A 25685-nucleotide genomic window follows, 5' to 3' on the forward strand; every position below is an offset into this window, starting at 1 on the left:
GACATGAAATCCATGTCCACCATCCGAAAGCCCGCGCCTTGTTCCGTCTCTTTTCACGCCAGCAGCCTGAAGCGTCCGCGCCTGTCGCGGATGAAGTCCGTTCGCTTGCCGAGCCGACCGCATTTGACTTCGCTGTCTTCGGGGCTGTGCCGTCGCTGGCAGGCGTGGCCGTCAATCCCGTCACCGCCATGCGCGTCCCTGCTGTTGCGGCGGGCGTCAAGGCGCTGGCCGAGGCAACCGGCATCCTCCCGCTGCCCGCCTATCGTCGCGGCGAAGACGCCTCCCGCGACCGCGACAACGACCACCCCGCCTATCGCCTGCTGAACCTTGATGCGAACCCGTGGACGCGGGGGCCGCAGCTTCGCGAACTGCTGACCGCCGACGCCATCGCCTACGGGGACGGCTTCGCGCTGATCGTGCGGGACGGCATGGGCGAACCCCGCGAGCTTCACCGCATCCACCCCACCGCCGTCGCCATCGAAATCGACCGCCTCACCGGAGAGCCGCGCTATCGTGTCACGACCGAGGCGGGCCAACGGCTTGTCGGGTTCATGGACATCATCCACCTGCGCGCCCCGGCCACGACCTGCACCGATGGCGTATCCGGCGTGTCACCGTTGATGCAGGCCCGTGATGCCATCGGCCTGCTGATCGTCCTGCAAGGCCATGCCTGTCGCCTGTTCGCCAACGGCGGGCGTCCGTCCGGCATCCTGTCTTTCCCCCAGAAATTGGGCGCGGAAGTCGCCAAACGCATCCGCGATAGCTGGCGCACCGCCACATCGGGCAGCAGCGCTGGCGGAACCGCCGTGCTGGAGGAAGGCGGCACCTTCACCCCGCTGGCCTTCAGCAGCGTGGACAATCAGTTCACCGAGCTATGGCAGCTATCCTTGACCGAAGTGGCCCGCGTCCTTCGCGTCCCGCCCGTCTTGCTGATGGACTACACGCGCCAGACTTGGGCCAATGCCGAAACGGGCGGACAGCAGTTCCTAACCTACTCGCTCTCCCCTTGGCTGGCCCGTTGGGAAGCGGAAGTCACCCTGAAGCTGATCCCCGCCGAAGACCGGGACAGCATCTTCGTGGAGCATCTGACGGACGCGCTGCTGCGCGCCGACTTCGCCACCCGTGCGACCGCATATTCGCAGTATCGTGCGGCGGGCGTCCTGACCGCGAACGAGGTTCGCCGGGGCCTTAACCTGCCCCCGCTGTCGGGCGGCGACGTGCTGCAAAACCCGTTCACCACCACCGGCAAGGATACGGGAGGCGCGGCCAATGTCTGACGCCCCCAGCCATCGCCAGTTTTTCGGGGACCGGGAACGCGCCTTTGCGCTGCCGCCCGAGCTGATCGTGGAGCTTGAACGCATCACGGGCGCGGGCATCGGCGGCTTGTGCCGTCGCCTGTTCAGCGGCGACTTCCACCACCGCGAAATCATCGAAACCATCCGGCTGGGCCTGATCGGCGGAGGCGAAAACCCCGAACCCGCCGCCGCGCTGATCGCTGCCTATGCCGTCAACCGCCCGCTGGCCGAAACCTACCCGCTGGCCGTGGCAATCCTTGAAACCGCTTGGTTCGGACAATCGCAGGAGCAGGCCAATGGGTAGCGGATTGGGGTCCGCCCAGCGGGCCGTCATGGCCATATTCGAGGATGAGCCGGGCGTCCGGCTCACCGTCAAGGAAGTCGCCGCCCGTGTCTATCCGGGCAAGGAAATCACACGCGGCGACACCAACAACATCGGGCGCGTCTTGCGCCAGCTTGCCCCTATCATCGGGCTGGCCTGTTGCCGCGTTCGCACCCCCGATCATTTCGGCTGGCATCACCAATGGGGGCGCAAGTGACTGCACCCGTGACACTGATTGTACCCGACACGCTCGATTGCGAAGTTCGGTTCGCGCCCCCAGCCGATGACGGCACGATTGAGGGCATCGCCGTCCGGTTCAACACCGTGGACAGCTATCGCACCAGCTTCGATCCCCGCGCCTTCGCATGGGACGGAAAGAGCCTGCCCCTGCTGTGGAGCCATCGCGCCGATGAAGTCGTGGGCAGCGTCCGCAGCGTGTCCGTCGAGGCCGATGGCCTGAAGGTTCGGGGCAAGCTCAATCTGGAAGTCCAGCGCGCCCGTGAAGTCCGGGCCATGCTGATCGCCGGGGACGTGTCTGGCCTGTCCATCGGCTTCAAGCGCCTGAAGGACGAAAGCCGCGCCGGGGGCATCCGCCACATCACGCAAGCCCGGCTTGTGGAAGTCTCATTCGTCGCGGTCCCCAGCGTCCCCGGCTCGCATGTGACCAGCGTTCGCACCGTCCCGGACCTGTCCATCCTCAATCGCTCCATCACCAACGCCATTGCCGCCCTGAAAGGAAAATGACCGTGACCCTTCATCAGCCCATCGAAATCCGCAGTGCCCAGCCCATTGAAACCCGCGAACAGCAGCAGGACGACCCGCTGGCCGCTGTCGTCGCGGGCGTGGAGGAACTGCGCTCCGCCGCCGAACAGCACCGCACCCAGCTTGATGAGCGGCTGGGCAATGAAGTCCGCACCATCGGGGACCGCATCGCCGCGCTGGAAACCCGGCTCAATCGTCCTGGCACCGGCCAGCAGGAGCAGCGGCAGGATGAACCCGCCGTTGAACAGCGGGCGTTCAACAGCTTCGTTCGCACGGGCGTTGAGCGCATGGAAGCGGATGAAGTCCGCGCCTTGACCGTTTCGACCGATACGGCGGGCGGCTATCTGGCCCCGGAACAGTTTGTCCGGGAACTGGACCGCAACCTTGTGCTGTTCAGCCCGATCCGCGCCGCTGCCCGCGTGTCGCCCGCCAGTTCGGGCGAAATCATTCTGCCCAAGCGCACCGGCACGATGACGGCAAGCTGGGGCGGCGAGACCGATCCCGCGACCGGCACCCAGCCCGTTTACGGCCAGCAGAAAATCAACGTCTATGAGCTGAAATGCTATGTGGACGTGTCCAACACCCTGCTGGAGGACAGCGCGTTCAATCTTGACGCGGAACTGGCGTTCGACTTCGCGGAAGAGTTCGGACGGGCGGAAGGCGCGGCCTTCGTCAACGGCGACGGGACCGGCAAGCCAAATGGCCTGCTGAACACCTCTGGCCTGACCGGCATCACCGCAGCCGCCGCCGCCTTCACGGCGGACGAACTGATTGACCTGTATCACGCGCTGCCCGGCGCTTATGCCGCCCGTGCCGTCTGGGCCATGAACCGCACCACCATCGGGGCCGTCCGCAAGCTGAAGAACAGCGGCGGGGACTATCTGTGGCGGGAGCCGATCAGCGAAGGCAACCCGGCGACCATCTTGGGCCGTCCCGTTGTCGAGTTCCCGGACATGCCGGACGCCGATGCCGAGGAAATCCCCCTTGTCTTCGGGGACTTCGGTTCGGGCTTCCGCATCTTCGACCGCGTGAACCTGTCCGTCCTGCGCGATCCCTATAGCCAGCAGGTGAACGGACTTGTCCGCTTCCATGCGCGTCGTCGCGTGGGCGGCGGCGTCACCAAGGCCGAAGCCTTCCGCACCCTCACCATGCCTGCCTGATCCGAACCGGGGGTGGCGGTTTTCGTCGCCCCCAGCCTGCTGCCCCATCTGAAAGGTTCATGCGATGACCGTCCACACTAACGCCAAAAGCCGTCTGTTCATCGGCGTGGCGAATAACACCATCAGCGAACTGTCCGAGTTCGAGGCGGAAGACTGGCTGGAAATCAAGGAAGTCGAGGACATTGGCGAATTTGGCGTCGAGGGGTCCGAACAGACCTTCTTGTCGCTGGCCGATGGCTATGTCCGCAAGCTGAAAGGCTCGCTCAATTCCGGCACCCTTGAAGTGATCGCCGGGCGCGATCCCAGCGACCCCGGCCAGAACCGTGCCCGCGCCGCTGCTGGCGATTGGTTCAAATATCCCTTCAAGGTGGAACTGAACGACAAGCCGACACCGACCGGCACCAACACCATCTATTATTTCCGCGCCCCGGTCATGTCCGCCAAGTCGAACTACGGTAACGCTGACAACATCGTGAAGACCACCTTCGCGCTGTCCATCGACGGGGCCATTCTGGAACTGCCCGCCGCCCCGGCCATCACCATGTCCCCGGCTGCTGGCGCGCTCATCGCTGGCGAGCAGGGCACCGCCTACACCGCGACCGTCACGGCGACGGGCGGCGCTGGCACCCCGGCCTATGCCGTCACGGCGGGCGCGCTTCCGGCTGGGCTGGCACTGAACAGCGCCACGGGCGAAATCAGCGGCACCCCTACGGCGGCGGGGGATTACACCCTCACCGTGACGGCGACCTTCGACGGGGCGGGCACCGCGTCCGCCGCCTATACGCTGAACGTCGCGGCATAAGGGCGGGATGATGCGGCTGGCCGTGCCGATCATCGTCATCTTGGCGGGCGAGGCTGTGACGCTTCGCCCGTCACTGGCCTGCGCCATGCAGCTTGAGCGCCGCCCCGGTTCCTTCAAGGGGCTGCTGGACGAGATCGCGGACGATAGCCTGTCCGCCGCCAGCGCGATCATCGCACCGCATCATTCCCATCCCATGCTTGCCAGCAGGATCATGGACGCCGGGCTGGACAGCCTGCGCCCGGTCCTGATTGATTATGTGCTGCAATGCGCGGGGATCGACCCAAACGCGCCCAAGGCCGCATCCGAAGGCCCCGGCATATCCTTCGCGGAACACCTCCAGCATCTTTACCGCATCGGCACCGGCTGGCTGGGCTGGACGCCCGACGCCACGCTGGACGCCATCCCCGCCGAGATCATGGAAGCCTATCGGGGCCGCATGGACATGCTGAAGGCGATCTTCGGCAGCGCCGATGATGAACCACGCCAGCCCGACACCCGCAATCTGGACGATAAGTTCCGGGCGGCGTTCGGCTCCTTCGGCACCACCATCATCAACCGGGAGGCAGCATGATGGCGCAGGGCCGCGAGTATTGGGCGGGCATGGTCCGCGAACTGATCGCCGAAAAGGGCGTGTCCTATCGCGAGCTTTCGCGGGCAACGGGCGTTCACCGCGCCACGCTGCGCCGCTGGCTGAACCTTGGCAGCAGTCATATGCCCATCACCACGCTGGAAACCCTGCTGGCCTATCTGGGCTATGAACTGGACGCGATCAGGCGGGCAGATGGGCATAGCGTTCGCGGGGAGCATCGCTGATGCCCGTGCGCGCCCCATCCATCCGCATGTGCGGTTGCGTCGTGCCGTCCGGCCAGCGTTGCCAGCACATGATTGCCCGCGACCGGGAGCGAAAGGCCCGGCACGACCAGCAGCGCCCCAGCGCCCGCCAGCGCGGCTATGATAGCAAGTGGGATCAGGCCCGTGCCGACTTCCTGAAGGCGCATCCCCGTTGCGTCATGTGCGGCAACCCCAGCCGTGTCGTGGACCACAAGACCCCGCACCGTGGCGACCGCAAGCTGTTCTGGCAGCGGTCCAACTGGCAGGCCCTATGCACCCCTTGTCATTCCAGCCGGAAGCAATCGCAGGAGGCCCGCCGATGCTAAGCGAACACCACCTGCGTTTCTTTAACGCCGCCGCCTTCAACGTCCGTATAGCTGACAGCGATAGCGTCCAGCTTGTCGCCATTCATACGAGTGGACACGTCGCCAATACTGATGCGCGGTTCGTATTCTTTAAGAAGTTCAGTCGCTTCACTAGCGATTGCTACGCCCGATGTGCCGATGCGAAAGCTGCCATCTTCGGCAAGGTAGGAAGCGCCGTAATCCCGTCGCATCACACGGGTTCCCTTCGGCGTGGTGAGAATATCCTCAATCGACTGCACAATGTGCTGTTCGCGGCCAATCGCCTTACCCGTTTTCTTATCCATTCCGACCATGAAAGCCCCCTTCTGTTGCATGATCCAATAGAAGAGGATGCTTCCAAAGTTGCAAGCGTTCTTGGATGCACGCGATGACGCGCCGCCTGTTCCTCTATCAGGGCGCTGGCCGGTCCATCCGGGAGATAGCGCGCATGGCGGGCATGAAGCCCAGCACCCTGCATTTCCGGCTGTGCGTGAAAGGCATGTCCGTCGCGGACGCCATCGCCATGCCCATCACCCCCAAGCATCGCCTGAACCCCGAAGGCAGACAACCCCGGCTCTATGAGTTCCGGGGCCGGATGCTGGACGCCAAGACCATCGCCACCATGATCGGCAGGCATCGCGACACCGTATATCGCCGCGTCGTGGGCAACCGCGTGCTGGACATCGGGGAAACCCCTGATCCCTTCAGCGGCTTTCAGGACGCCCCCAGCACTGCCCTGCTGATAACCCATGACGGCGAAACCCTGCCCGCAGCAGCGTGGGCAAAGCGCATGGGGATCAGCAAAGAGACAATCTATTCCCGCATAGCGCATGGCTGGCACCCCGTGGACGCCATCACCACGCCTCCCGATCCCCGATACACCATGCGGACGATCAGGTTCCGCAATCGTCGCATCATCCGCCGCATCGCCTCCACCTTCCGCCCCATGACCGGGGGGCACCTTCCAACTTTCGCCAATCCCTTGGGGACCGGCGTGGGGAGGCACGTTCATCATCTGCAATCAGGGGAAACGGCATGACCATCATCACCGTGGCCGATGCCAAGGCCCATATGAACATCACCAGCGATGCCGACGACGCCCTGATAACGGCGAAGATCGGGGCCGCCGAAGCGTGGATTGGCCAGTTCATCGGCACGGCGCTGGACGATGCCGAGACGTTCCCGGACGGCACCCCCGAACCGCTGAAGGAAGCGACCCGCCAGCTTGTCGCCCACCTCTATGAGAACCGGGAAGCCACCCTTGTCGGGCTGAACATGGTGGACGTGTCGCCCGGCCTGTTCGACCTGATGGCCCCTTATCGGGATTGGGCTTTCTGATGAGTGCCCAGCTATCCCGTCTGTCCAAACGCCTTGCGGCCATCCCCAAGGCCGTGCGTTCCGCTGTCCATCCGTCCCTGATCCAGTCGGGGGAGGAACTGGCCCAGCGGATGCGTCACCTTGCGCCGGAAGACACGGGCGACCTGAAGGACAGCATCGCCGTCACGCCGCCCGGACAGGCCACCCCGCCCTATAGCCAGCCGGGCGGTTCCACCGTTGCGCGGGACAATCAGGTATTGGTGACGGCGGGCAACAGCGACGTGCGCTATCCGCATCTTGTCGAATACGGCACGGCGGACGCCCCGGCGCAGCCCTATTTCTGGCCCGCCTACCGCCTGACAAAGAAGCGTATCGGCAACCGCGTGAAGCGGGCCATCCGCAAGGCCGTGAAGGAGGCGCGCTGATGGAACCGAGCCTTGCCCTCCAGAAAGCCATCCGCGCCCGGCTGATCGGCACCCCAGCCGTGACGGCCTTGGTGCCTGCCGCCAACGTGCTGGACAAGAACAGCCGCCCGGAAGTCTTCCCGTCCATCATCATCGGGGAGGCCCAGACCGTGCCGGGCGACGGCCTTGCCCGCACCCGTTACACCGTCTTTGCCGACCTTCACCTGTGGCAGACCGAACCCGGACTGGCCTTCGTGAAGGGCGTGGCAGGCGCATTGTGGGGCGCGTTTCGGACGCCCTTCTACACGATAGACGGGCACCACGTCGCGGACCTGCATATCACGTCCAGCCGCTTCATCCGCGACCCCGATGGCCTGCATTCGCATGGCATCATCAGCGTGGAAGCCCAGCTTGTGGAACTTGCATCATGAGGGCCGGGAAACTTGATCGCATCATCACCATCGAGCGCGTCACGACCACCGTGGACGACTTCGGCACCCCCGTTTCGGGCTGGGCCACCATCGCCACGGTTCGGGCGCAGCGCATCCAGTCCACCACCGAAGAGTTCATGCGGTCCTTCGGGGCCAGCAGCGAAACCGCCGTGATCTTCCGCTTCCGCCACATGGACGGGCTGACCCTTGCCGATCGCGTGAAGGAAGGTTCCGCCATCTTCGACGTGAAGGAGATCAAGGAGCTTGGGCGGCGCGAAGGGCTGGAACTTCGCTGCACGGCGACGGGAGGATGAGCCGTGGCCATCGTCATCCGCAAAAAGGCCAAGGCTCCCCCGCCTGAACCGCTTGTCTCCCGCCCCCGCCGCAGCGGGCGCATCACCATCCGCAAACGGCGGCCAAGTGATTGCACCCGTGATATTGCTTGCGCGCCGGTCAATCCGTTCCCGGAAATCCCGGACCCGTTCGGCCATGGCCAGCGGGCCGTCGATTTCCTGCGCGGCCTGAAGCATCCCAAATCCCGGCTGCCGGGCCAAGCCTTCCAGCTAGACCCGTGGCAGGAAAAGATTGTCCGCCAGATTTATGGCCCGTGCGACAAGTTCGGCAATCGCATCATCCAGTCCGTTGTCATCATGGTGCCCCGTGGCAACCGGAAGACCAGCCTAGCCGCTGCCCTGACCCTGCTGCACACCATTGGCCCGGAAGCCGTGCCGGGCGGCGAAGTCCTGCTGGCCGCCGCCGATCAGAAACAGGCGAAGATTGGCTTGCAGGAAGCCATCGGTCTTATTCAGGCCGGGGAGCATGACCTGTGGCGCAAGGGACAGGGCAATGTCCGGTTCGACGCCGCCAGCCAGATAAAGCTCCAGGAATATAAGAACCGCATCAGCTTCCCGAACGGTTCATGGCTGGAGGCCCTGTCAAACGATGCGGGAACCCAGCATGGCCGCACCCCCGTCTTTGCCCTGTGCGATGAAATCCACGCTTGGCGGAAGCGTGACCTGTGGGACGTGATCGACACCGGCCTTGCCAAGGTGGACAACAGCCTGCGCGTCACCATCACCACGGCGGGCCGGGGACAGGAAAACGTCGCCTTTCAAGTCATAGACTATGCCCGCCGCGTGGCGCGGGGCGAGATCGACGACCCCAGCACCTTGGCCGTCCTGTATGAAACGCCCGCCGATGCGGACTGGCAGGACGAAAGCCTGTGGCACCTTGCCAACCCCGGCCTTGCCCATGGCTATCCCAGCCTGTCGGGCCTGCGCCGCATCGCCCGTGCCGCCGCGAACAGCCCAGCCGACCGGGATGCCTTCCGGCAACTGCATTTGAATGTCTGGCTGGGCCATAGCTCCACGCCCTTCGTGGACATGCCCATCTATGACATTGGGGCCAGCGCGTTCGACGTTGCCGAGCTGGAGGGCGAACCCTGCTGGCTGGGCGTGGACCTGTCGAGCAATTCGGACCTGACCGTGATTGTCGCCGCGTGGCGGGACGGCAACGGCGGTTATATCGTCCACCCTTGGTTTTTCTGCCCGGAAGATAATCTTCAGCGCCGTGCCGACCGCGATGGCGTTCCCTATCCCTATTGGGCCGAACAGGGGTTCATCGAACCGACGCCGGGCAACGTCGTGGACTTCCGGCATGTGGAAGACACTATCCGCTATCTGTGCGAGCGGTTCGACGTGCGGGAAATCGCCTTCGACCCGCACCTTGCCCGCAACATGCTGAACAACCTGCTGGAGGACGGCTTTCCCGCCGTGGAGATGCGGCAGGGCTGGATAACGATGGCCCCGGCCATCAAGGAACTGGAACGCGCCATCATCGCGGGCAAGTTCCTTCACGGCGGGCATCCGGTCCTGCGCTGGAACTTCGACAATATCGCTGTCGAGACGGACAAGGCCGGGAACAAGTCCTTCCACAAGGGCAAGAGCCGGGACCGCATAGACGGGGCCGTTGCCGCCGCCATGGCCGTCGCCCGTGCCTCCACCGGGGAAGACACCCGATCAGTTTATGAAACCGATGACCGGGCCGATGGCCTGTTGATTTTCTAGGGGACGCATCATGGCCACCGAAACAGAACAGCTTGTTGTTTCCCTTGAAGCCCGCATCCGGGATTTCGAGCGCAATTTCCAGCGCGCCAACCGGGCGGCGAATGACAATTTCGGCAAGATCGAGGGCCGCGCCCGCGTATCCGCCAAGCGGCTGGAACGATCCATGGCGGACGCCGCCACCGGCATGGGCAACCGCCTGAAGGGGCTGGCCGGTTCGCTGGCCGCTGCCTTTTCCGCCCGTGAACTGATTTCCCTGACGGACAGCTACACCCGGTTCCAGAACAGCCTTCGCGTGGCGGGCGTCGAGGGCGTGAACCTGAAGATAGTGCAGGATCAGCTATTCGCATCAGCGCAGCGATATGGCGTGGAACTGGAAACGCTGGGCCAGCTTTATGGGCGCGCCTCCCAAGCCGCCGTGACGCTGGGGGCATCGCAAAGCGATCTGCTGAAGTTCACCGATAACATATCCGCCGCCGTGAAGGTGCAAGGCGGTTCCGTCCAGCAGGCATCGGGCGCGCTGCTGCAATTGTCGCAAGCCCTGCAAAGCGGGACGGTTCGGGCCGAAGAGTTCAATTCGATCAATGAAGGGCTGTTCCCGGTCCTTCAGGCCGTCGCGGCGGGCAATGATCGTTTTGGCGGTTCCGTTGCCAAGCTGCGCGCCGAAGTCATGGCGGGCACCGTGTCCAGCCGAGAGTTCTTCGAGGCGTTCCAAGCGGGCGCGCCCATGCTGGAGGAACGCGCCGCCAAGTCCGTGCTGACCACCAGCGCGGCCTTCCAGACCCTTCGCAATGCCATGGTGCAGTATTTCGGGGAGGCGGACAAATCCAACGGTTCCACCGCAGCCTTTGCCGAAGCCATCAAGATGCTGGCCGATAATCTGGATATTGTGATCCCGGCCATCGTCACCCTGTCTACCGCGCTGGGCATCGGCTTCGTCACCAATGCAGCCCGTGCCGCGTTTGCTGCCCGTGGCGTGGGCGGGGCGCTGCTGGGGGCGTTCGGCGGCCCCGTGGGCATCGCCATCACCGGCATCACCGTCGCCCTTGTCGGGCTGGCATCCGAAACCGCCAAGACCCGCGCCGCCCTTGATGGCGTGGAAGCCATCACCAGCGATGCCGCCCGTGCGCTCAATGATGCCAAGGGCAAGGCCGATAATGCCGCCACGGGCGTCCGGGGCGTAGGCAGCGAAGCCGCCGCATCGGAAACCAAGGTGCGGTCCTTCGCCGGGGCCGTGGGCGAAGCGGCGCAGGAACTATATAATCTGGCGCGGGCACGGCAGGCCGCTTTGATTTCCGATCTGGAAGCCAAGCGGCAGGAAGCCAGCGTTCAATATAGCGAGCTTTGGGGCCAGACCCGGCGCGGCCTTGATGCCCGCGTGAAGGGCGATGGCTCTATCCGGCATCAGATATTCAGCGCGGATGGCTGGAAAGCGGACCTGACCCGGCTGGGCCGTTCCTTGGGCGTGCTGGAAGACCCGGAAGCCGAGCTTCAGGACGGCATGACGGACCTGAAGGATGCCATGGCGGATTATGATGCCGCGATTGCCGAAGCGTCCCGCAATCTGGAGCGGTTCGCCACCAATCCCCGCACCCCAGCCGCAACCGGGGGCAAGCCCACGGGCCGGACCCGCACCGGCAAGAGCGATGCCGAGCGGGCGGCAGAAGCCGAAAAGCGGCTTCAGGAACGCATCCAGCAGGCCACCGACGACTTGCGCCTTCAGCTTCGTCTTGCCGATCTGCGCGCCGATGGGCTGGACGTGCAGGCTGACAAGGAACAGGCGATTGCCAATATCCGGGGGCAGTTCCCCGAATTGGTGAACACCGAAAACGCGGCCTTGCGGGAACAGCTTGCCCTCATGGAAGGATTGGCCATCGCCGCCGTGGACCGGGCCGAAGCCCAGCGGCAGGCGCAGGAACAGAAAGAGCGGCAGGAAAGCTATGCCGGGATCATCGGGGACGGCCAGAACTTCGTCCGGGATCAGGGCAATGAGATGCAGGCGATGGGCATGGCCCCGGAAGCCGCGTCCGCCTTCCTGCATGAACAGGACATGCTCAATCAGGCCCAGCAGCAGGGCATCGAACTGACAGCGGGCCAGCGCGCCGAGATTGCCCAGCTTGCCCAAGGCATGGCCGCTGCCGAAGCCGCCACCACGGCCTTTGCCCAAGCCCAGCGCAACGCCGCCGAGCTATCGCGGTTCTTCGGGGACAGCGCCGTGGACGCCCTGCATGGCGTCATCACCGGCACCAAGAGCGCAAAGCAATTCATTCTCGACATGACCAGCGCGCTTATCAAGATGGCCCTGCAATCCATGCTGCTGGGCAGCGGCCCCATGGCCGGGCTGTTCGGCGGCGGGGGAGCAGGAGGCATCGGGGCCGTCATTGGCGGGCTACTGGGCTTTGCCGAGGGCGGTCATATTCGGGGACCGGGCACGTCCACCAGTGACAGCATCCCCATCATGGCCAGCAACGGGGAATACGTCATCAACGCCAAGGCGACCCGGGAGAACCTGCCCCTGCTGGAGGCGATCAACAGCGGCAAGGCCCCGGCCTTCGCCACGGGCGGACGCATCGGCGCGAGCATGTCCAACACCTACGCTCCCAGCGTCAACGTGAACGTAGCAGGCGGACAGGACGCCCGCGTTGCCCGTCAAATTGCCGATGCCGTGGGGCAGGCCCTTGATAGCCGCCGCCCGGACACCTTCCGCCGTTCCGAAGCCCAGCAGCTTGCCAAGGCCCAGAACGCCATCAGCCGGGCCGGGACGCGGAATAATTAGGTGGCGTGGATATAACGCCCTTCCATTTTCTCCCTCGCAAGCTACCTTATTGTTTCGGGGGAGAAACTTGATGCTGCTATCGCAGGCTTTGGGGCTTAATCTTAGTCAGCCGATGTTGGATTTTATCGACATCGACCTTCATTTGGACTTTCCACTATTCATTGACCCAATTGGCTTTCTTGAGCCAAGGGAGCCTTTTGCCCAAGAATGTCAGGATGACATTAGAGATTTTTTCGAGGCCGTTCTTCAAGCAATCATCGCGGGAGATATGGCGAAGGGCAATGAGTTACTTGCCGCGCTGCAAGAGCCGAATGAAACTCATCTTGGTATATCTGATGGCGAACCCCGTGGACGAGGAATAGGAGCCAAGCAGGCCGAGCAATTGCTGGAGAGCTTGGCAAACAGTCCCGCCGCAAAGACGGGCCTACTCCATGACCTGACGGATTGCGCTCTATTCATCGAAAACATCGGGGCGGACAAGGTTTCCGACATCACGACGAATATCATTCGCCGGAACCTGATCGAGTATACCCAACAACAGTTCGAGTTTCATAACATCCCTCTCCAAACAAATCTTCCTACTGGACGCTTATGGGTTCGCGGCGAAGGAAGATGGGAGACTGATCGTTTCGACCGAATACCCTTAATTGAGGGGCAGCGGGTTCTACTGGTGCCGAAGCGTTACGTCCGATGGCGCGGAGGTATGCAGCAGGTTGCAACTCATTATTACACCCACTTCGTTACAAATTTCGTGCGTGACGAGCAACTTCGCACGAATGGCCATCTTGTTCAGGTTATAAAGACAAAAAAAGGCGAAAAGAGGGAAGTTTATAAAAAAGACATCAAGAAAGACATGCCTCCCACAAAGGAAAATCTGGCACGATTTTCCGTTGAAAATCCTGATGTCTATCGACGGTTCAAAGAGGTAATTAAACGAAAGGGGCCAATTGGTCTCAGAAAAATCGTCGAGCTTGATGGGCAGCAGTTTAATGAAGGCCAGTTCAACACCGACCTAATCGCATTACTTCGTGCGATACCACCCGGAAGACCTAATGCGACCAATTACCATCATTTGGTTTCAGGCATAATCACCTACCTATTTTTTCCTCACCTCATCACGCCAACCTTGGAATTGGACATCAATCAAGGCCGCAAAAGGATCGACATCGCTTTCGCGAATGCGAGCCAGCAGGGTTTTTTCTCTGACCAGCGGAGCGATGTCTTTCTGATGGCACGTGAGATAATGATCGAGTGCAAGAATTACGCGGAAGATTTGGCGAACAATGAAATCGACCAGATGATCGGCAGGTTTGACCCTCGCCGGGGCAGGCTTGGGATTGTTGCCTGTCGCTCCGTGGTGGATCAGAACCGATTGATCGAGCGATGCCGTGATGCGTTTCGTGCCCAGCAGGGAGCGATACTGGTCTTCACCGATGATGATTTTGAGGCGTTGCTGAACGCCCATGACATTGCGCGGGAGCCTGCCCTCCAAAATATGTGCCGGGCGAAATTCCGCGAACTGTTGCGCTGACTTCACGTTCCGGTCCGAATGGGGTGATAAATCCCACTGGAACGGGCAACAGGACTGTGATACAGGCCAGATACCAGACACGCCTAAGTGCTTGAAATATGGTGCCTCAAGGGGGCCTAATCACCCCTCCCGTAGGGGTCACCATCCACTTCATTTGTTCGTTATCATTCAATGGCTTGCCGAAGGTTTGGCATTTTCCGGGTTCGCGGTTAGACATTCCGTGCGCCATTAACTCGTTGTCGATGGGTGCGCTGAAACACGATCTACGGTTTTCCTTGCGCCAGCATATCGGCCGCGATCAGTGTCGCCTCCATCTGGAGATCAGCGCTGATCGTGTAGGGGATCGGGGTCAAGGGGGCTTTGCTTAGCTGCGATTTGAGGCGTCGCGCGACAACTGCCTGGGCTTTGGCTGCAATGGAAATGTCGTCTGACAGTCCGGCACGGCGGGCAAGCATCGCTGCTGCCCTCATTGCGGACAGTCCCGGCTCGTATTGCACCAGATCACGTTCGGCCAAGGGCTTTACGTCGTCCTCGGCAGCGTCTTTCTCCATGGTCAGCGCTTCGATGCGCGTGTCGATCCTGCTGTGTGCCTCAACCAATGCGGCATCAAGCGCTTGTGCCTCCGGCGAAAGACGTGGGCGAAGCGACCTTGCAAATGCAAAGAGCGCCTTGTCCTCGCGAAGCTGAGCCAGCGCGTCTCGCGTGACGTCCGCCATGTTCATGGACGACGCACGTTCGCTGTAGAGCCGCTGGTCGTCCCACAACGCCACCTCGCAGATCAGGCTGAATGTCCCGAAACGCTGCAAAGCGTACTCGCTGCTCGATTGCCCGGCATTCCACACCGCGCGTGGATCCTTGCCTTCGGCCGTGAGGTCTTCGATCATGGACTTTACGGCGAATTCGGAGAAGACGCCCGGCGCATAGGATTCGGTTCCGAGTCCCGGCTCGCCGATCCGGTTGATCGCCAGACCGAACGTGCCGGGCAGCCTTGAAAGCCGGTCCGCGAGCGCCTGTCGACGGCTCGTGACCAGGTAGAAAACGCCGTTGGCGTCGCTGCCGTGGAGCGGACATTGCAGCATCGGGCGTGTCTGTTCCAGCGCCTCCTGCCAGCAGAGGTTTTCGGGTGTCGGGGTGCTGAATCGGTATCCAGGCATATCGAGCGGGAAACTATATTCGGGCTGGTCGGCGAAAGCGGGGCGAAAGAAGTGGCGGAGATAATGGTCGGGCGTGCGCGGCGCCTCCAGCCAGCCTTCGTTCAGCGCGACTCCGTCGATGTCTATGGCCGGAATGAAATGAAAACTGAAACCGCCGTCCTGACGAAGCGCCCGGTCGTGGGCAAGGCGCTCCATCAGGCGGAGTATGGTCAGCAGCCCGATCGGCTCGTTGGCGTGCGGCGCGCCGACGAGGAGCACGGCGTTCGGGCCCCGCCCGATCGAAACGAGGTCGATCGGCCTTTCGCTGCGACTCCGCCCCAGCCGCTGCGTCCGCGCTTCGCTGCCGAGTATGCCGGTGATGCGGCGGACCTCCGCATCGATCACGGCAAGCGTCGGCAGCCTGTCCGCCGCTGGACGGGCATATGCGCGGGCCGCCGCGCAAGACGAGGCGAGCCCGCCGAGGAAGAGCCGCCGCGAAAGGCCGTGCATCAGAAACTCGAACGCAGCCGAAGACCCCAGGTGCGCGGCGTGCCGACGGACCAGGTACGCCCGTCCGAACCGAAATATCGGGTCTGGTTGGTTCCGTAGATCGGCAGCGTGTTCGCGAGATTGTCGACGAAGACGACCGCCTCCCAATCGCCCCGGCCGACGCCGACCTGTGCGTTCACGAGCGTGTAATCGGGCAGGCTGGTTGCAAAATCGGGACTCGAGCCCGTCAAGCCGAACTGGGTTTGCCGCTTGTCGGTGTAGGAGATGTCACTGCGCACGATCAAATCCAGTTCGCCGAAGACGGGCGCCCGGTAATCCTGCTGCACGGAGACTGTCCAGGCCGGAACATATTGCAGCTGTTCGCCTGCATCGCCGCCGCTGAAAGGATCTCCTTCGTCAAGCCGGGCGTCGCTGTAGCCCAGGTTGAAGGCGAAGCTGAGATAGCGCGTGGGTGCGGCCCGCGCTTCGATCTCGAAACCTTTGCTGGTCGCGCGTCCGGCGTTCACGTCGAATTGCGAGGCGCACGTCGGCAGCACCAGGCTCTGCTGAATGTCGCGATACTTGATGACATAACCGGTCACGCCAACCGAAAAGCGGCCGTCGCTGCTCGATTGGCGGACACCTGCCTCATAGCTGTTCAGCTTTTCCGGCCCTGTGAAAGGCGCAATCGTCGACGGATCAATGCCGAGCGCCTGAAAATCCGGGTTGCAGACGGGGCCGGGAAGAATCCGGCCGACACCGGGCCGGAACCCGCCCGCATAGCGCGCATAGGCGAAGGTCTCAGGGGTGAACTTGTAGGACGCGCTTGCCGAAAACAGCGTGCCGCTGTCCTTCGCCGTCACATCGACAGCGTTAGGGAACAGCGCGCCGGGCGTATCGACAATCAGCCGCGGATTCTTGCGGTCATAATAGCGGACGCCCGCCTTCAACTCGCCGCGCTCCTCGTCGAAGGCGACGCGCAGATTGGCGAAACCAGCGATCTCCTCGATCCGTTCGCGTCCGCGAAAACCGGTTTCCACCAGCGAGCCCGGGTCGGCGCCGTACAACTCTTCGGAAAATTCCGGGATCGGCGCGCTGAAGCCCAGGAACTGTGTGCGACGCACCGTGCTGCGCAGATAGAAGGCGCCCGCGAGCAATTGCACCGGGAAATCCCAATCCGAGCTGAAGCGTACCTCCTGCGTAAACTGCCGGAAACGCTCCGAACGCGTCGAAGGCGCAAGCAGTTCGGTGTTCGGATTGCCCACGAACGGTCCGTTCACGTCGGGATCGAAGCCGGGATAGGCGAAGCCGATCACATCGGGATCGAGATTGTAGATGTCGCGCAGTTCGAGCACGCGATAGATGTTTTGCCTTACATAGCCCGTCGCCGATGTCAGCGTGCCCGCGCCGAGGTCCAGGTTGGCGGTGACGTTGAATATCCAGGACTTGTCGGAAATGCGCTCGGGGAAAAAGCGGCTGGTCGTCAGCGATCCCGGCGAGCCCTCCGGCAGCCGGTCGTTGCGGTCGGTTTCGCTGAACGCTCCGTTGATGCGCGAATTGTACATCGCCGATACCCGCAGCTCGAACGCCTCGGTCGGCTCCCAGAGGCCCGCGATCCGGCCCGTGAAACGCTCCAGGTCGTTGACGTTCTTGCGGCGCGCGCCGGTGTAGGGATCGAGATTGTCGATATAGCCGCCGCGATTGTCGTAGACTGCGCTGGCCCTGAGTGCGGCGGTGTCGCCGAGCGGAAGATTGACTACGCCCGCACCCCCGTAATTGCCCGCGCCGCCTTCCGTGGCGGAGCCGCGAATCTCGGCGTCGAGGGCGATCTCCGACGGGTCCGGCCGTTCCTCGACATAGCGGAGCAGCCCGCCCGCGGCCGAAGCGCCGTACAGATCACCCTGCGGCCCCTTCAGCACCTCGACACGCGCAACGTCATAGAGCATCGGATCGATCGAATTGGGAATCAGGATGTCGTCGAGATAGGTGACCACCGTCGGCTGCGTGCCGCCCGAAGGCGCGATGCCGCGCAGGATGATGTTGCGATCGCCGATACCGGTTTCCGGCGCGATCGAGAGCGACGGAATGAAGCGCGCGATATCCTCGACGGAGCGCAGCGAGCGCGACTGAATGTTCGCGCCGCTCACCGCCTGCACGCTGGCGGCGATGGTTCTCAGCGGTTCGCTGCGCTTCTGCGCCGTAACGACGATCTCGTTGGCGTCGATACCATAAGGTGAAACGGCCTCGGCGCCCTCTGCGGCGGCGAGCGTGATGGTCTGGCCGTCGTCCGCGACGATCCGCAGCCCGGTTCCGCGCAGCAATTCGCCGAGTGCGGCGCGCACGTCGTACGCGCCCTTGATCGCGCCCGTGCGCAGGCCGCGCAGCATGGTGCCGGGGGCGACGATCTGTACGCCCGCCTGACGTCCGAATTCGGGTATTGATTGGTTCGCCGTCTGCGCGGGGATATCGAAAATCCGCTGCTGAGCCGCTGCAACACCCGGCATGGAGAGGCCGATCACCGCGGTCGCCACCAGCAGTTTACGCTTTATCGAGAGCTTCATTCTTATCCCCTTTTCGCTTGCCGCCCGGTCTTGCCCGCGCAGTCCCTGATGGGAATGAGTTGCCTGATGCTGTCGAAAACCGCCGGTCGGGCAATAAATATTCGGCTCACCGCACGAGTACGGTGCCCTCGGCCGTCTCCCGAACCTCCAGGTTGAGGCTCAATGCGACCGCCCGCGCGAAGCCTCGGGGGTTGCTCGCGGAGTACAGCCCCGTGATCGTCTCGCCGCCGAGCGCAGGGTCAGCGAAGCTGATCCGCCAGTCGCTGTAGCGCGCGAACTCGGCCGCGGCGTCGGCGAGCGTCTCGTCCTCGAACGACAGCATGCCCTCGCGCCACGCCAGCGCCCGGCTGACCTCGGCGGGCGGAAGGTCCGCGACACGGATGGGCGCATCGCTCACCGCCACCGCGCGCGTGTTGGCCGCGATGCGCGTTCCGGGCTTGCTGCCGCCGGAACCCGGACGCAGTTCGACCACGCCTTCGCGCACGAGCACCTGCACCGACCGGTCCGGCAAGCGCCGGACGGTGAAGCTGGTGCCGATGGCGCGGATGGTCATGTTCCCGGCGATCACCACGAACGGTCGCCCCGCGTCGCCCGCCACGTCGAACAGGGCTTCGCCGCTGGAAAGAACGACCTGCCGTTCGCGCTGCGTGAACCGCACCTCGGCGCGAGTGGCGGTGTTCAGGGTCATCTGCGATCCGTCGTGGAGCGGCACGAGACGCACCTCGCCGCGCGTTGTCGCATAGGCCTCGGCGGACGTGTCGAAGCCGAACCATGCCGTCAGCGCGACGGCGGCGGTCGCCGCAGCCGATCCGCCCCAGCGCAGGAAGCGGCGCCGATCGACCGCCGTGAACCGCTCGGTTTCGACCTCCGCTTCACCCCGATGCGCGGCGAGATAGGCGTCGGGATCGAAATCCGCGCCGAGCGCCGTCGTCCGCCGGGCGTGGATCAGCATCGCCTGCGCGCGCGCAAAGGCACCGCGTCGGCGGATATCCCCGCTCAGCCAGGCGTCGAGTTCAGTCTGTTCGCTTCGGGAAAGCGGCGCATGATCGGTGCGCACCGCCCATCGGGAAGCCGCCGCATCAATCTCCGCGCTCGACTCGCTCCGGTCCATCATTGTCTTTCCTGAACTCACCGTCCTTCGTTGCACGAACGGGGTCGTTTCCGCCTCTTCCCAGAAAGAGCATCAGTTTCGTCAATGTCCGGGCGAGACCTTTTTGCACGGCATTTTCGCTCAACCCCAGCCGACGCGCAATCTCGCCGTGCGGCAATTCCTCGGTCACGCGCATCAGAAACGCCGAGCGCCAGGGCTCCCTTGTCCGCGCCACTGCCATTGCCAGCAGATGCAGCTGCTGACGATCGACCGCGGATTGTTCGGGCGTGGGATCGTCGGCAACGAAATCAAGCACCGCAAGATCCTCGGCCGAACAGATCGGAACGATCCGCGAGCGGCGATAGTGCATCAGCAGGATGTTGCGGGCCGTCCCCACCATGAAGGCGCGCGGATCGCGAATGTGATCGACCGACTCCAGGCCCACGATACGGCCGTAGACCTCCTGAACGACATCCTCTGCGTCGAGCCCGCCGGGCAGCTTCTGCCGCGCCAGGTATCGCCGCAGCGCCGGTTCGTTCGGCAACACGTGCCTGGCGATCCAGAGATTTCGAAGGGGCGCCGAATCTGTCACGTGTCTAATAAGATGCCAAACACGCGCTGAGAACAAGCCTGTTTGAAGCATAGGCTGATTCCCCAGGCACTCTAAGTCTAAGGACGCGTTTGCCAACGAAGTCGGGCGGGGCCGGTCAGGTCTGTTTTTCGCGCCACGACAGGCTGTGAGCAAATCGGATGCTCGTCGGCGTGACTTGCCGCACGTGAATGAAGTGGACGCCCAAAACGCATCCCACTCAACTAAACGGGAATGAACACTTCCGACTGGATTGCCCAGCGCCCGTCCCTGCAGGTCCACCGTGCGAGATAGGGGCCGCTGCGCTCACGCCCAGCCGCTGCGGGTTCCCATAACGAACGCCACCGTCCTTCCTCTGCTGCCGTTTCGGCATTCGCGCTGATTTCCAGGCGTTCCGGCGTGCGGACGAAGCTGATGAACCCGGTCTCGGCGAACGCATGCGCGAAGGCGTCTCGCATCGCGGCGCGGTTCGGCACGAGGGCTCCGCTGCTTGCGATCACCAGCGCGTCCGGTGCCATCTCCGCGACCGAGGCATCAGGGTCGCGGCGCGCTATGGCGGCATTGGAGCGGGCGCGGGCCGCGCGGATTTCGCGCTCGGCGGCGCGCTGCGCGTCGGTCATGCGTTGTTGCCGGGCATGTAGGCGCAGCATTCCACTTCGGTCAGCGCGCCGCCGACGAGCTTGTCGGCGCCGAACGCGCTGCGGGCGGGCAGCCGGTCGGGCGCGAAATATTCCAGATAGACGGCGTTGAAATCCCGCCACTGATCCATGTCGGCGAGCATCACGGTACATTTGAAGATCGCGTCCATGCCTAGGCCGAAGGCCGCGAGTTCGGCCTTGATGTTTTCCATCGTCTGCCGTGTCTGGCCGGCGAGATCGTCGGCCTTGGTTCCGTCCGCGCGGTTGCCGATCTGGCCGGACAGATACAGCGTGTCGCCGACCCTTACAGCGCGCGAAAACGGCGATCCGGGGCGTCCGCCGGGGAAATATTCGATCGGCGCGCGTGTGTCGGGTTCGTTCATGCCAGTATCCTCATCACATTGCCGCCCATCACCCTGGCGGCTTCGGTCTCTTCAAGCCCGCGCGCGAGCAGTGCTCTGGCGAGTGTCGGCCAGTCCCGGTAGCTGGGCAGGACGCTGCGGTAGGTGAAATCCATGTCGGTTCCGATCGCGACATGGTCGATGCCGAGCTGGTCGATCATGCGGAAGATCGTATCGACGAAATCATCGAAACTTGCCTGCGCGAAGCCCGCCGGAACACAGCCGACGACGCCGCCGGTCGCCGTGACGCGCAGGGCATCTTCGAGCGTGACCAGGCGCGGATGGCTGCCGCCGGCCGGGGCGACGTTGGAATGCGAGAGCAGCATCGGACGGGCGGCGATCGCGGTGGCATCTGCAACCGTCCGGGGGCTGGCGTGCGAAAGATCGACGAGCAGACCGGCCGCCTCCATCGCGCGGATCGTATCACGGCCGAGCGCCGTCAGGCCGCCGTGCGTGGGCGCCTCGGTCTGCGTGTCGCCGATCTGGTTGGTGCGATAATGGATGATGGTGATCGAACGCACGCCCGAAGCGGCCGCGTGTGCGATGCGGTCGAGCCGGTCTTCGATGAAGTCGCCGCCTTCGATCGAAAGCAGCCCGGCCAATCGCCCTTCCGCGTGCGCCGCAGCGATATCCTCCCCCGTGCGGGCGAGGGGGAGCTGCTCGCGCTGGAAGACCCTGTTTGCGGCCCCGATCTGGCGCTGATGATCGGCCAGCGCCTCGCCCGGTCCAAACGCCCGCGTTGCGCCGATGCCGCGATCCGTTCGCTCCAGCACCGGAAGGTCGGCGACCGTCGCGAAGACGGCCGCGCCCAGCCTTGCAGACCGCATCTCCGCCACGGCGCGGGCGGCGTCCGGCTCGGGATAGGAGGCGACGAACGGCGTCTTCGGCGCGCCCGACATGAAGAAGCGGCCGGGATGAGCGTGCAGATCGACGGTGGGATAGCGTTCGAGGAAAGCCAGCCCCGCCGCGTGCCGACCGGTGTCCACGCCCGGCCCCGAGGGCGGCGGGCCTGCGGGCGTTTCTGGAAGGCAGATCAGACACATGGGGCGGGTCTCATTGGGGAGATCGAACCTTAATCGCATTGCCAGGCAGGAGGAAGCGGAAATCCATCTTGTATCATAATTCGATACTGAGTATCGCATTATGAAGCAACTGGAGAGATTGATGTTCGCTGAACTCGATGAGCCGCCGCTGGATCCAATTCTGGGCCTCGCCCAATTGCTTGCGGGCGACACGAGCCCGGACAAGGTCGATCTGGGCATCGGCATCTATCACGACGACCAAGGCCGGGCGCCGGTGCTGGACTGCGTGAAGGCCGCGGAGCGCTGGCTCCTGGAGACGCAGCCGAGCAAGCGGTATCTCTCGTCTTCGGGCAACGCGGATTATAATGCGGCGACCCGGGCGCTGCTGTTCGGAGACGGCAGCGACGGCTTCGCGCGCAGCAGAACCATTCAGGCGCCGGGCGGCACGGGCGCGTTGCGGCTTGCATCGGACCTGCTTCGCAGGCTGAGCCCCGGCGGGCGCATCTTCATCCCCGGCCCGACATGGCCGAACCATCCCGCCATCTTCAAGGCCACGGGGCACGAACTGGTTGTCTATCCCTACTACGACATTGAAACCGGCAAGGTCCGCTTCGACGAGATGATGGCAACGCTCGGCGCGATGGGCGCAAAGGATACGCTGCTTCTGCACGGCTGCTGCCACAACCCGACAGGCGCCGATCTCGACGCGGCGCAATGGAGCGCGATCGCCGATCTTGTATCGAAGACAGGCGCCGCCGTGATGGTCGATCTTGCCTATCTGGGGCTGGGCGACGGCCTGAGCGAGGACGCTGCGGGCATCCGTCTGCTGGCGGAGCGTTTGCCCGAGTTCATCGTGGCGACCTCCTGTTCGAAGAACTTCGCGCTTTATCGCGAACGCGTCGGCGCGCTGACGGTGGTCGGGGCGAGCGAGACGAACGCGGTGCGGGCGCATGCCCACGCATTGCCGGTCGCGCGCACGCTCTGGTCCATGCCGCCCGATCACGGCGCGGCGATCGTCGCGCACGTTCTCGGCGATGCGGAACTGCGGCGGGGATGGGAGCGTGAATTGGCGACGATGCGGGATCGCATCAATACCATGCGCAACCGTCTTTCCGCGCGGCTCGCCGGACACGGCGATCGCGACTACGGCTTCATTGCGCGTCAGCGCGGCATGTTCACGATGCTGGGGATTTCGCCCGAAGGCGTCGAAACGCTGCGGCGGGAGCATCACGTTCACCTCACCAGCAGCGGCCGGGTGAATGTCGCGGGACTGAACGAGGGCAATGTCGATCGTGTCGCCGATGCGATCGCGGCGGTGGGCAATGCGGGGCGGTGACCTGCGGCGGCCGGTTTTGTCGCATCATATGCAACTAATGACCTTCGATGTTGCGCAGGGCGATTCAATGTCGGTAGCTCGCCCTATAGCCGAGCAGAGAGGTTGAAGTGGGTCCGGAACAGAATCGACGGTTGACGCAGGTTGGGCCGGGCACGCCGATGGGCGAGTTGCTCCGCCGCTACTGGCATCCGTTCGCGGCAATCTCGGAGGTTGACGAGGCCGGGATCAAGCCGGTGCGGCTGCTGGGCGAGAACCTTGTGGCGTTCAGGGCGAAGAACGGCGCCTACGGACTGATCGACCGGCAATGCCCGCATCGCCGCGCCGACATGCTGCACGGGATCATCGAAGACGATGGCGTCCGCTGCAGCTATCATGGCTGGTGTTTTGCCACGTCCGGGCAGTGCCTGGAGCAGCCGTTCGAAGATGTCGCCAACCCCGGCGCGCGCTTCCGCGACAAGATCCAGACCAAGGCCTATCCGGTCGAGGCGAAAGCCGGGATGTTGTGGGCCTATCTGGGGCCGCAGCCTGCGCCGCTTGTCCCCAACTGGGAGCCGTTCACGTGGGAGAATGGGTTCCAGCAGATCGTTTTCGCGGACATCCCGTGCAACTGGTTCCAGTGCCAGGAGAACAGCTGCGATCCGGTGCATTTCGAATGGATGCATCGCAACTGGTCCTCAGTGCTCGGCGGCGACGGCCGCTACGGCCCGACGCATCTGGAACTGTCGTTCGAGGAGTTCGAATTCGGGCACATTTACAGGCGCGTGCGCGAGGATACCGACAAGGACAATCCGCACTGGACGATCGGCGCCACCGCGCTGTGGCCGAACGCATTCTTTCTGGGCGATCACATCGAATGGCGCGTGCCGGTGGACGACGAGAACACGCTGTCGATCACCTGGATGTTTCACCGCGTTCCGAGCAATCGCGAACCGTTCGTCCAGCCGCGAATCCCCTGGTGGAAGGGGCCTGTGAAAGATGAATTCGGCAATTGGATCACGAGCCATGTGATGAACCAGGATATCGTCGCCTGGGTCGGTCAGGGTACGATTGCCGACCGGACGCAGGAGCATCTGGGACGCAGCGACCTGGGCATCGTGATGATGCGGCGCGCGTTCGAAAAGGCGATGAAGATCGTGGAATCGGGAGAGGGCGACCCGATGGGCCTGATCCGCGATCCGCAGCGCAACACGTGCATCGAAATGCCGATCAAGCACCGCGAGCTGTTCACCACGTCGATGACGCTGGAGGAAAGCCGGAGGCTGGGCGATTCTATCCAGTACCGGCTCAACCGGCCCGATTATCAGCATCAGGTCGGCCAGCCCGACGAGGTGAAACGCGAATACCAGATCGCGATGGGGATGATCCCCGAGGACGCGACCGAAACCATCTGAACCAGAACGATCTTTGAGGGAGTTTACGGGAATGAAACTGGGTACGATCCGAATTGACGGCACACCGACGGTGATCGCCCGCGTTGCCGACGACAAGGCCGTTGCGCTGGCCGCCTATCGCTGGATGGAAGACCTGATCGAGGCGGGCAATGCCGGTCTTGATGCCGCGAACGCGGCGATCGAGGCGGCGCTCGCGGGCAGGCTGCCGGTGATCGACCTGGCGGGCGCCGACTGGATGGCGCCGAACCCGCGCCCGTCCAAAATCCTGGGCTGCGCGGTCAACAACAACAACCTGAACGAGAAGGCGATGAGGCCGATGACGGCCCCGATGTTCTTCATCAAGGGGCGTTCGGCGCTGACCGGGCATAACAAGACGATCGACATCCTGAAGGATCACGGGCCTTCGATCCCTGAACCGGAGCCGGTGGTCGTGTTCGGCAAGATGGCCAAGAACGTTCCGCCGGAAAAGGCGCTCGACCATGTGTTCGGCTACACGCTGACCAACGACGTGACCGCGAGCGGCGTGAAGTTCGGGCAGGATTCGATTGCGCTCAAACAGACCGCAGACATCGTGAAACCGCACCATACCGCCTGGCGCCCGAAGTTCGAAGGCGAGGACACCTGGCTGCTGTTCATCTATCACTCCAAATCCAAGGCGGCGGATACGTTCGCCGCGATGGGGCCGTGGCTGACCACGAAGGACGAGGTTCCGGACCCCAATAAACTGCGCGTGCGCGGCTATATCGACGGCGAATGCTTTGCCGACGATTCGACCGCCAATTATTTCTTCCCGGTCGAGCGCGTCATCTCCGAAGCGTCGAAATGGTTCACGATGGAACCGGGCGATTGCATCCACACCGGCACTGCGTCCAAGGGCACCGAAAAGCATCCGCGCGGAAACATCGGCACCTATCTCGCGGGCTATGACGGCAAATTGTGCGACGTCGAGGTCGAGGGTCTCGGCCGTCTCTCCAACCGCATCAACATGGAGAAATAG

Annotated in this window: 28 protein-coding genes; 20 read left to right on the top strand and 8 right to left on the bottom strand. The window is 63.6% G+C overall.

Features of this window, described 5'->3' with window-relative positions; all coding sequences use genetic code 11:
- Nucleotides 1-38: 38 nt before the first annotated feature.
- The 9 genes from GGQ98_RS12690 to GGQ98_RS12730 all read left to right on the top strand — a co-directional run bounded on the left by GGQ98_RS12690 (nt 39) and on the right by GGQ98_RS12730 (nt 5498).
- Nucleotides 39-1277 carry a phage portal protein gene (locus GGQ98_RS12690; protein ID WP_184070072.1) on the top strand — a complete coding sequence of 413 codons (1239 nt, stop codon included), beginning with the start codon at nt 39-41 and terminating at the stop codon, nt 1275-1277.
- On the top strand, nt 1270-1599 hold the full coding sequence (locus GGQ98_RS12695) for a gene transfer agent family protein (protein WP_184070073.1): 330 nt from the start codon (nt 1270-1272) through the stop codon (nt 1597-1599). Before GGQ98_RS12690 ends, GGQ98_RS12695 begins: the two co-directional genes overlap by 8 nt.
- Before the next feature lie 28 nt (nt 1600-1627).
- Nucleotides 1628-1834, top strand: a complete 207-nt coding sequence (locus tag GGQ98_RS12700; RefSeq protein ID WP_184070074.1) for a hypothetical protein — start codon at nt 1628-1630, stop codon at nt 1832-1834.
- A gap of 8 nt (nt 1835-1842) precedes the next feature.
- Nucleotides 1843-2361: an HK97 family phage prohead protease gene (locus GGQ98_RS12705; RefSeq protein ID WP_184070075.1), complete on the top strand. Its 519-nt coding sequence runs from the start codon at nt 1843-1845 to the stop codon at nt 2359-2361.
- Nucleotides 2362-2363: 2 nt separating this feature from the next.
- On the top strand, nt 2364-3539 hold the full coding sequence (locus GGQ98_RS12710) for a phage major capsid protein (protein WP_207791400.1): 1176 nt from the start codon (nt 2364-2366) through the stop codon (nt 3537-3539).
- Nucleotides 3540-3603: 64 nt separating this feature from the next.
- Nucleotides 3604-4341 (top strand): Ig domain-containing protein, encoded by a 738-nt coding sequence (locus GGQ98_RS12715; protein ID WP_184070077.1) that lies wholly within the window; start codon nt 3604-3606, stop codon nt 4339-4341.
- Between the two features lie 10 nt (nt 4342-4351).
- The gene (locus GGQ98_RS12720) at nt 4352-4912 is read left to right on the top strand and encodes a hypothetical protein (RefSeq protein WP_184070078.1); all 561 of its coding nucleotides are present in this window, start codon (nt 4352-4354) and stop codon (nt 4910-4912) included.
- Nucleotides 4909-5154, top strand: coding sequence for a helix-turn-helix domain-containing protein (locus GGQ98_RS12725; protein WP_184070079.1), 246 nt, complete (start codon nt 4909-4911; stop codon nt 5152-5154). The genes GGQ98_RS12720 and GGQ98_RS12725 overlap by 4 nt, the downstream gene beginning before the upstream one ends.
- Entirely contained in the window at nt 5154-5498 is a 345-nt protein-coding gene (locus GGQ98_RS12730) for an HNH endonuclease signature motif containing protein (RefSeq protein WP_184070080.1), read from the top strand. Before GGQ98_RS12725 ends, GGQ98_RS12730 begins: the two co-directional genes overlap by 1 nt.
- On the opposite strand, the gene GGQ98_RS12735 is transcribed toward GGQ98_RS12730, so the two are convergent.
- Nucleotides 5495-5830, bottom strand: a complete 336-nt coding sequence (locus GGQ98_RS12735) for a GPW/gp25 family protein (protein WP_184070081.1) — start codon at nt 5828-5830, stop codon at nt 5495-5497. The genes GGQ98_RS12730 and GGQ98_RS12735 overlap by 4 nt on opposite strands.
- A gap of 74 nt (nt 5831-5904) precedes the next feature.
- Here GGQ98_RS12735 and GGQ98_RS12740 point away from each other — a divergent pair, with 74 nt between their 5' ends.
- From GGQ98_RS12740 to GGQ98_RS12775, 8 genes are all read left to right on the top strand, one after another.
- Nucleotides 5905-6555, top strand: a complete 651-nt coding sequence (locus GGQ98_RS12740; RefSeq protein WP_184070082.1) for a hypothetical protein — start codon at nt 5905-5907, stop codon at nt 6553-6555.
- Complete coding sequence (locus GGQ98_RS12745) at nt 6552-6854, top strand: head-tail connector protein (RefSeq protein ID WP_184070083.1); 303 nt, start codon at nt 6552-6554, stop codon at nt 6852-6854. Before GGQ98_RS12740 ends, GGQ98_RS12745 begins: the two co-directional genes overlap by 4 nt.
- Nucleotides 6854-7258: an HK97-gp10 family putative phage morphogenesis protein gene (locus tag GGQ98_RS12750; protein WP_184070084.1), complete on the top strand. Its 405-nt coding sequence runs from the start codon at nt 6854-6856 to the stop codon at nt 7256-7258. The genes GGQ98_RS12745 and GGQ98_RS12750 overlap by 1 nt, the downstream gene beginning before the upstream one ends.
- A complete protein-coding gene (locus GGQ98_RS12755; protein WP_207791401.1) occupies nt 7258-7668 on the top strand; it encodes a DUF3168 domain-containing protein in 411 nt (136 codons plus the stop codon). Before GGQ98_RS12750 ends, GGQ98_RS12755 begins: the two co-directional genes overlap by 1 nt.
- Nucleotides 7665-7982: a head-tail adaptor protein gene (locus GGQ98_RS12760; RefSeq protein WP_184070085.1), complete on the top strand. Its 318-nt coding sequence runs from the start codon at nt 7665-7667 to the stop codon at nt 7980-7982. Before GGQ98_RS12755 ends, GGQ98_RS12760 begins: the two co-directional genes overlap by 4 nt.
- 3 nt (nt 7983-7985) lie before the next feature.
- The gene (locus tag GGQ98_RS12765; protein ID WP_207791402.1) at nt 7986-9734 is read left to right on the top strand and encodes a terminase TerL endonuclease subunit; all 1749 of its coding nucleotides are present in this window, start codon (nt 7986-7988) and stop codon (nt 9732-9734) included.
- A 10-nt stretch (nt 9735-9744) separates the two neighbouring features.
- On the top strand, nt 9745-12507 hold the full coding sequence (locus tag GGQ98_RS12770; protein ID WP_184070086.1) for a tape measure protein: 2763 nt from the start codon (nt 9745-9747) through the stop codon (nt 12505-12507).
- Nucleotides 12508-12577: 70 nt separating this feature from the next.
- Nucleotides 12578-14038, top strand: a complete 1461-nt coding sequence (locus GGQ98_RS12775; RefSeq protein WP_184070088.1) for a hypothetical protein — start codon at nt 12578-12580, stop codon at nt 14036-14038.
- 263 nt (nt 14039-14301) lie between these two features.
- Here GGQ98_RS12775 and GGQ98_RS12780 read toward each other — a convergent pair whose 3' ends face one another.
- The 7 genes from GGQ98_RS12780 to GGQ98_RS12810 all read right to left on the bottom strand — a co-directional run bounded on the left by GGQ98_RS12780 (nt 14302) and on the right by GGQ98_RS12810 (nt 21925).
- Entirely contained in the window at nt 14302-15681 is a 1380-nt protein-coding gene (locus GGQ98_RS12780; RefSeq protein ID WP_184070090.1) for a M14 family zinc carboxypeptidase, read from the bottom strand.
- Complete coding sequence (locus GGQ98_RS12785) at nt 15681-18221, bottom strand: TonB-dependent receptor (RefSeq protein ID WP_184070092.1); 2541 nt, start codon at nt 18219-18221, stop codon at nt 15681-15683. The genes GGQ98_RS12780 and GGQ98_RS12785 overlap by 1 nt, the downstream gene beginning before the upstream one ends.
- Before the next feature lie 106 nt (nt 18222-18327).
- Nucleotides 18328-19335, bottom strand: coding sequence for a FecR family protein (locus tag GGQ98_RS12790; RefSeq protein ID WP_184070094.1), 1008 nt, complete (start codon nt 19333-19335; stop codon nt 18328-18330).
- Nucleotides 19301-19954, bottom strand: coding sequence for a sigma-70 family RNA polymerase sigma factor (locus GGQ98_RS12795; RefSeq protein WP_184070096.1), 654 nt, complete (start codon nt 19952-19954; stop codon nt 19301-19303). The genes GGQ98_RS12790 and GGQ98_RS12795 overlap by 35 nt, the downstream gene beginning before the upstream one ends.
- A 170-nt stretch (nt 19955-20124) precedes the next feature.
- The gene (locus GGQ98_RS12800; protein WP_184070098.1) at nt 20125-20520 is read right to left on the bottom strand and encodes a nuclear transport factor 2 family protein; all 396 of its coding nucleotides are present in this window, start codon (nt 20518-20520) and stop codon (nt 20125-20127) included.
- A complete protein-coding gene (locus tag GGQ98_RS12805) occupies nt 20517-20921 on the bottom strand; it encodes a RidA family protein (RefSeq protein WP_184070100.1) in 405 nt (134 codons plus the stop codon). The genes GGQ98_RS12800 and GGQ98_RS12805 overlap by 4 nt, the downstream gene beginning before the upstream one ends.
- Nucleotides 20918-21925, bottom strand: a complete 1008-nt coding sequence (locus tag GGQ98_RS12810; RefSeq protein ID WP_184070102.1) for a membrane dipeptidase — start codon at nt 21923-21925, stop codon at nt 20918-20920. The genes GGQ98_RS12805 and GGQ98_RS12810 overlap by 4 nt, the downstream gene beginning before the upstream one ends.
- Nucleotides 21926-22103: 178 nt before the next feature.
- Between GGQ98_RS12810 and GGQ98_RS12815 the strand changes: the two genes are divergently transcribed.
- The 3 genes from GGQ98_RS12815 (at nt 22104) to GGQ98_RS12825 (ending at nt 25685) form a co-directional block, all read left to right on the top strand.
- Nucleotides 22104-23297, top strand: coding sequence for an amino acid aminotransferase (locus GGQ98_RS12815; RefSeq protein ID WP_184070104.1), 1194 nt, complete (start codon nt 22104-22106; stop codon nt 23295-23297).
- Between the two features lie 131 nt (nt 23298-23428).
- Nucleotides 23429-24688 carry an aromatic ring-hydroxylating oxygenase subunit alpha gene (locus GGQ98_RS12820; protein WP_243451865.1) on the top strand — a complete coding sequence of 420 codons (1260 nt, stop codon included), beginning with the start codon at nt 23429-23431 and terminating at the stop codon, nt 24686-24688.
- Between the two features lie 31 nt (nt 24689-24719).
- Nucleotides 24720-25685: a fumarylacetoacetate hydrolase family protein gene (locus GGQ98_RS12825; protein ID WP_184070106.1), complete on the top strand. Its 966-nt coding sequence runs from the start codon at nt 24720-24722 to the stop codon at nt 25683-25685.

Origin of the sequence: Sphingosinicella soli, assembly GCF_014199685.1 — a bacterium.
In the GTDB taxonomy this organism is placed as follows: Bacteria; Pseudomonadota; Alphaproteobacteria; order Sphingomonadales; family Sphingomonadaceae; genus Sphingosinicella; species Sphingosinicella soli.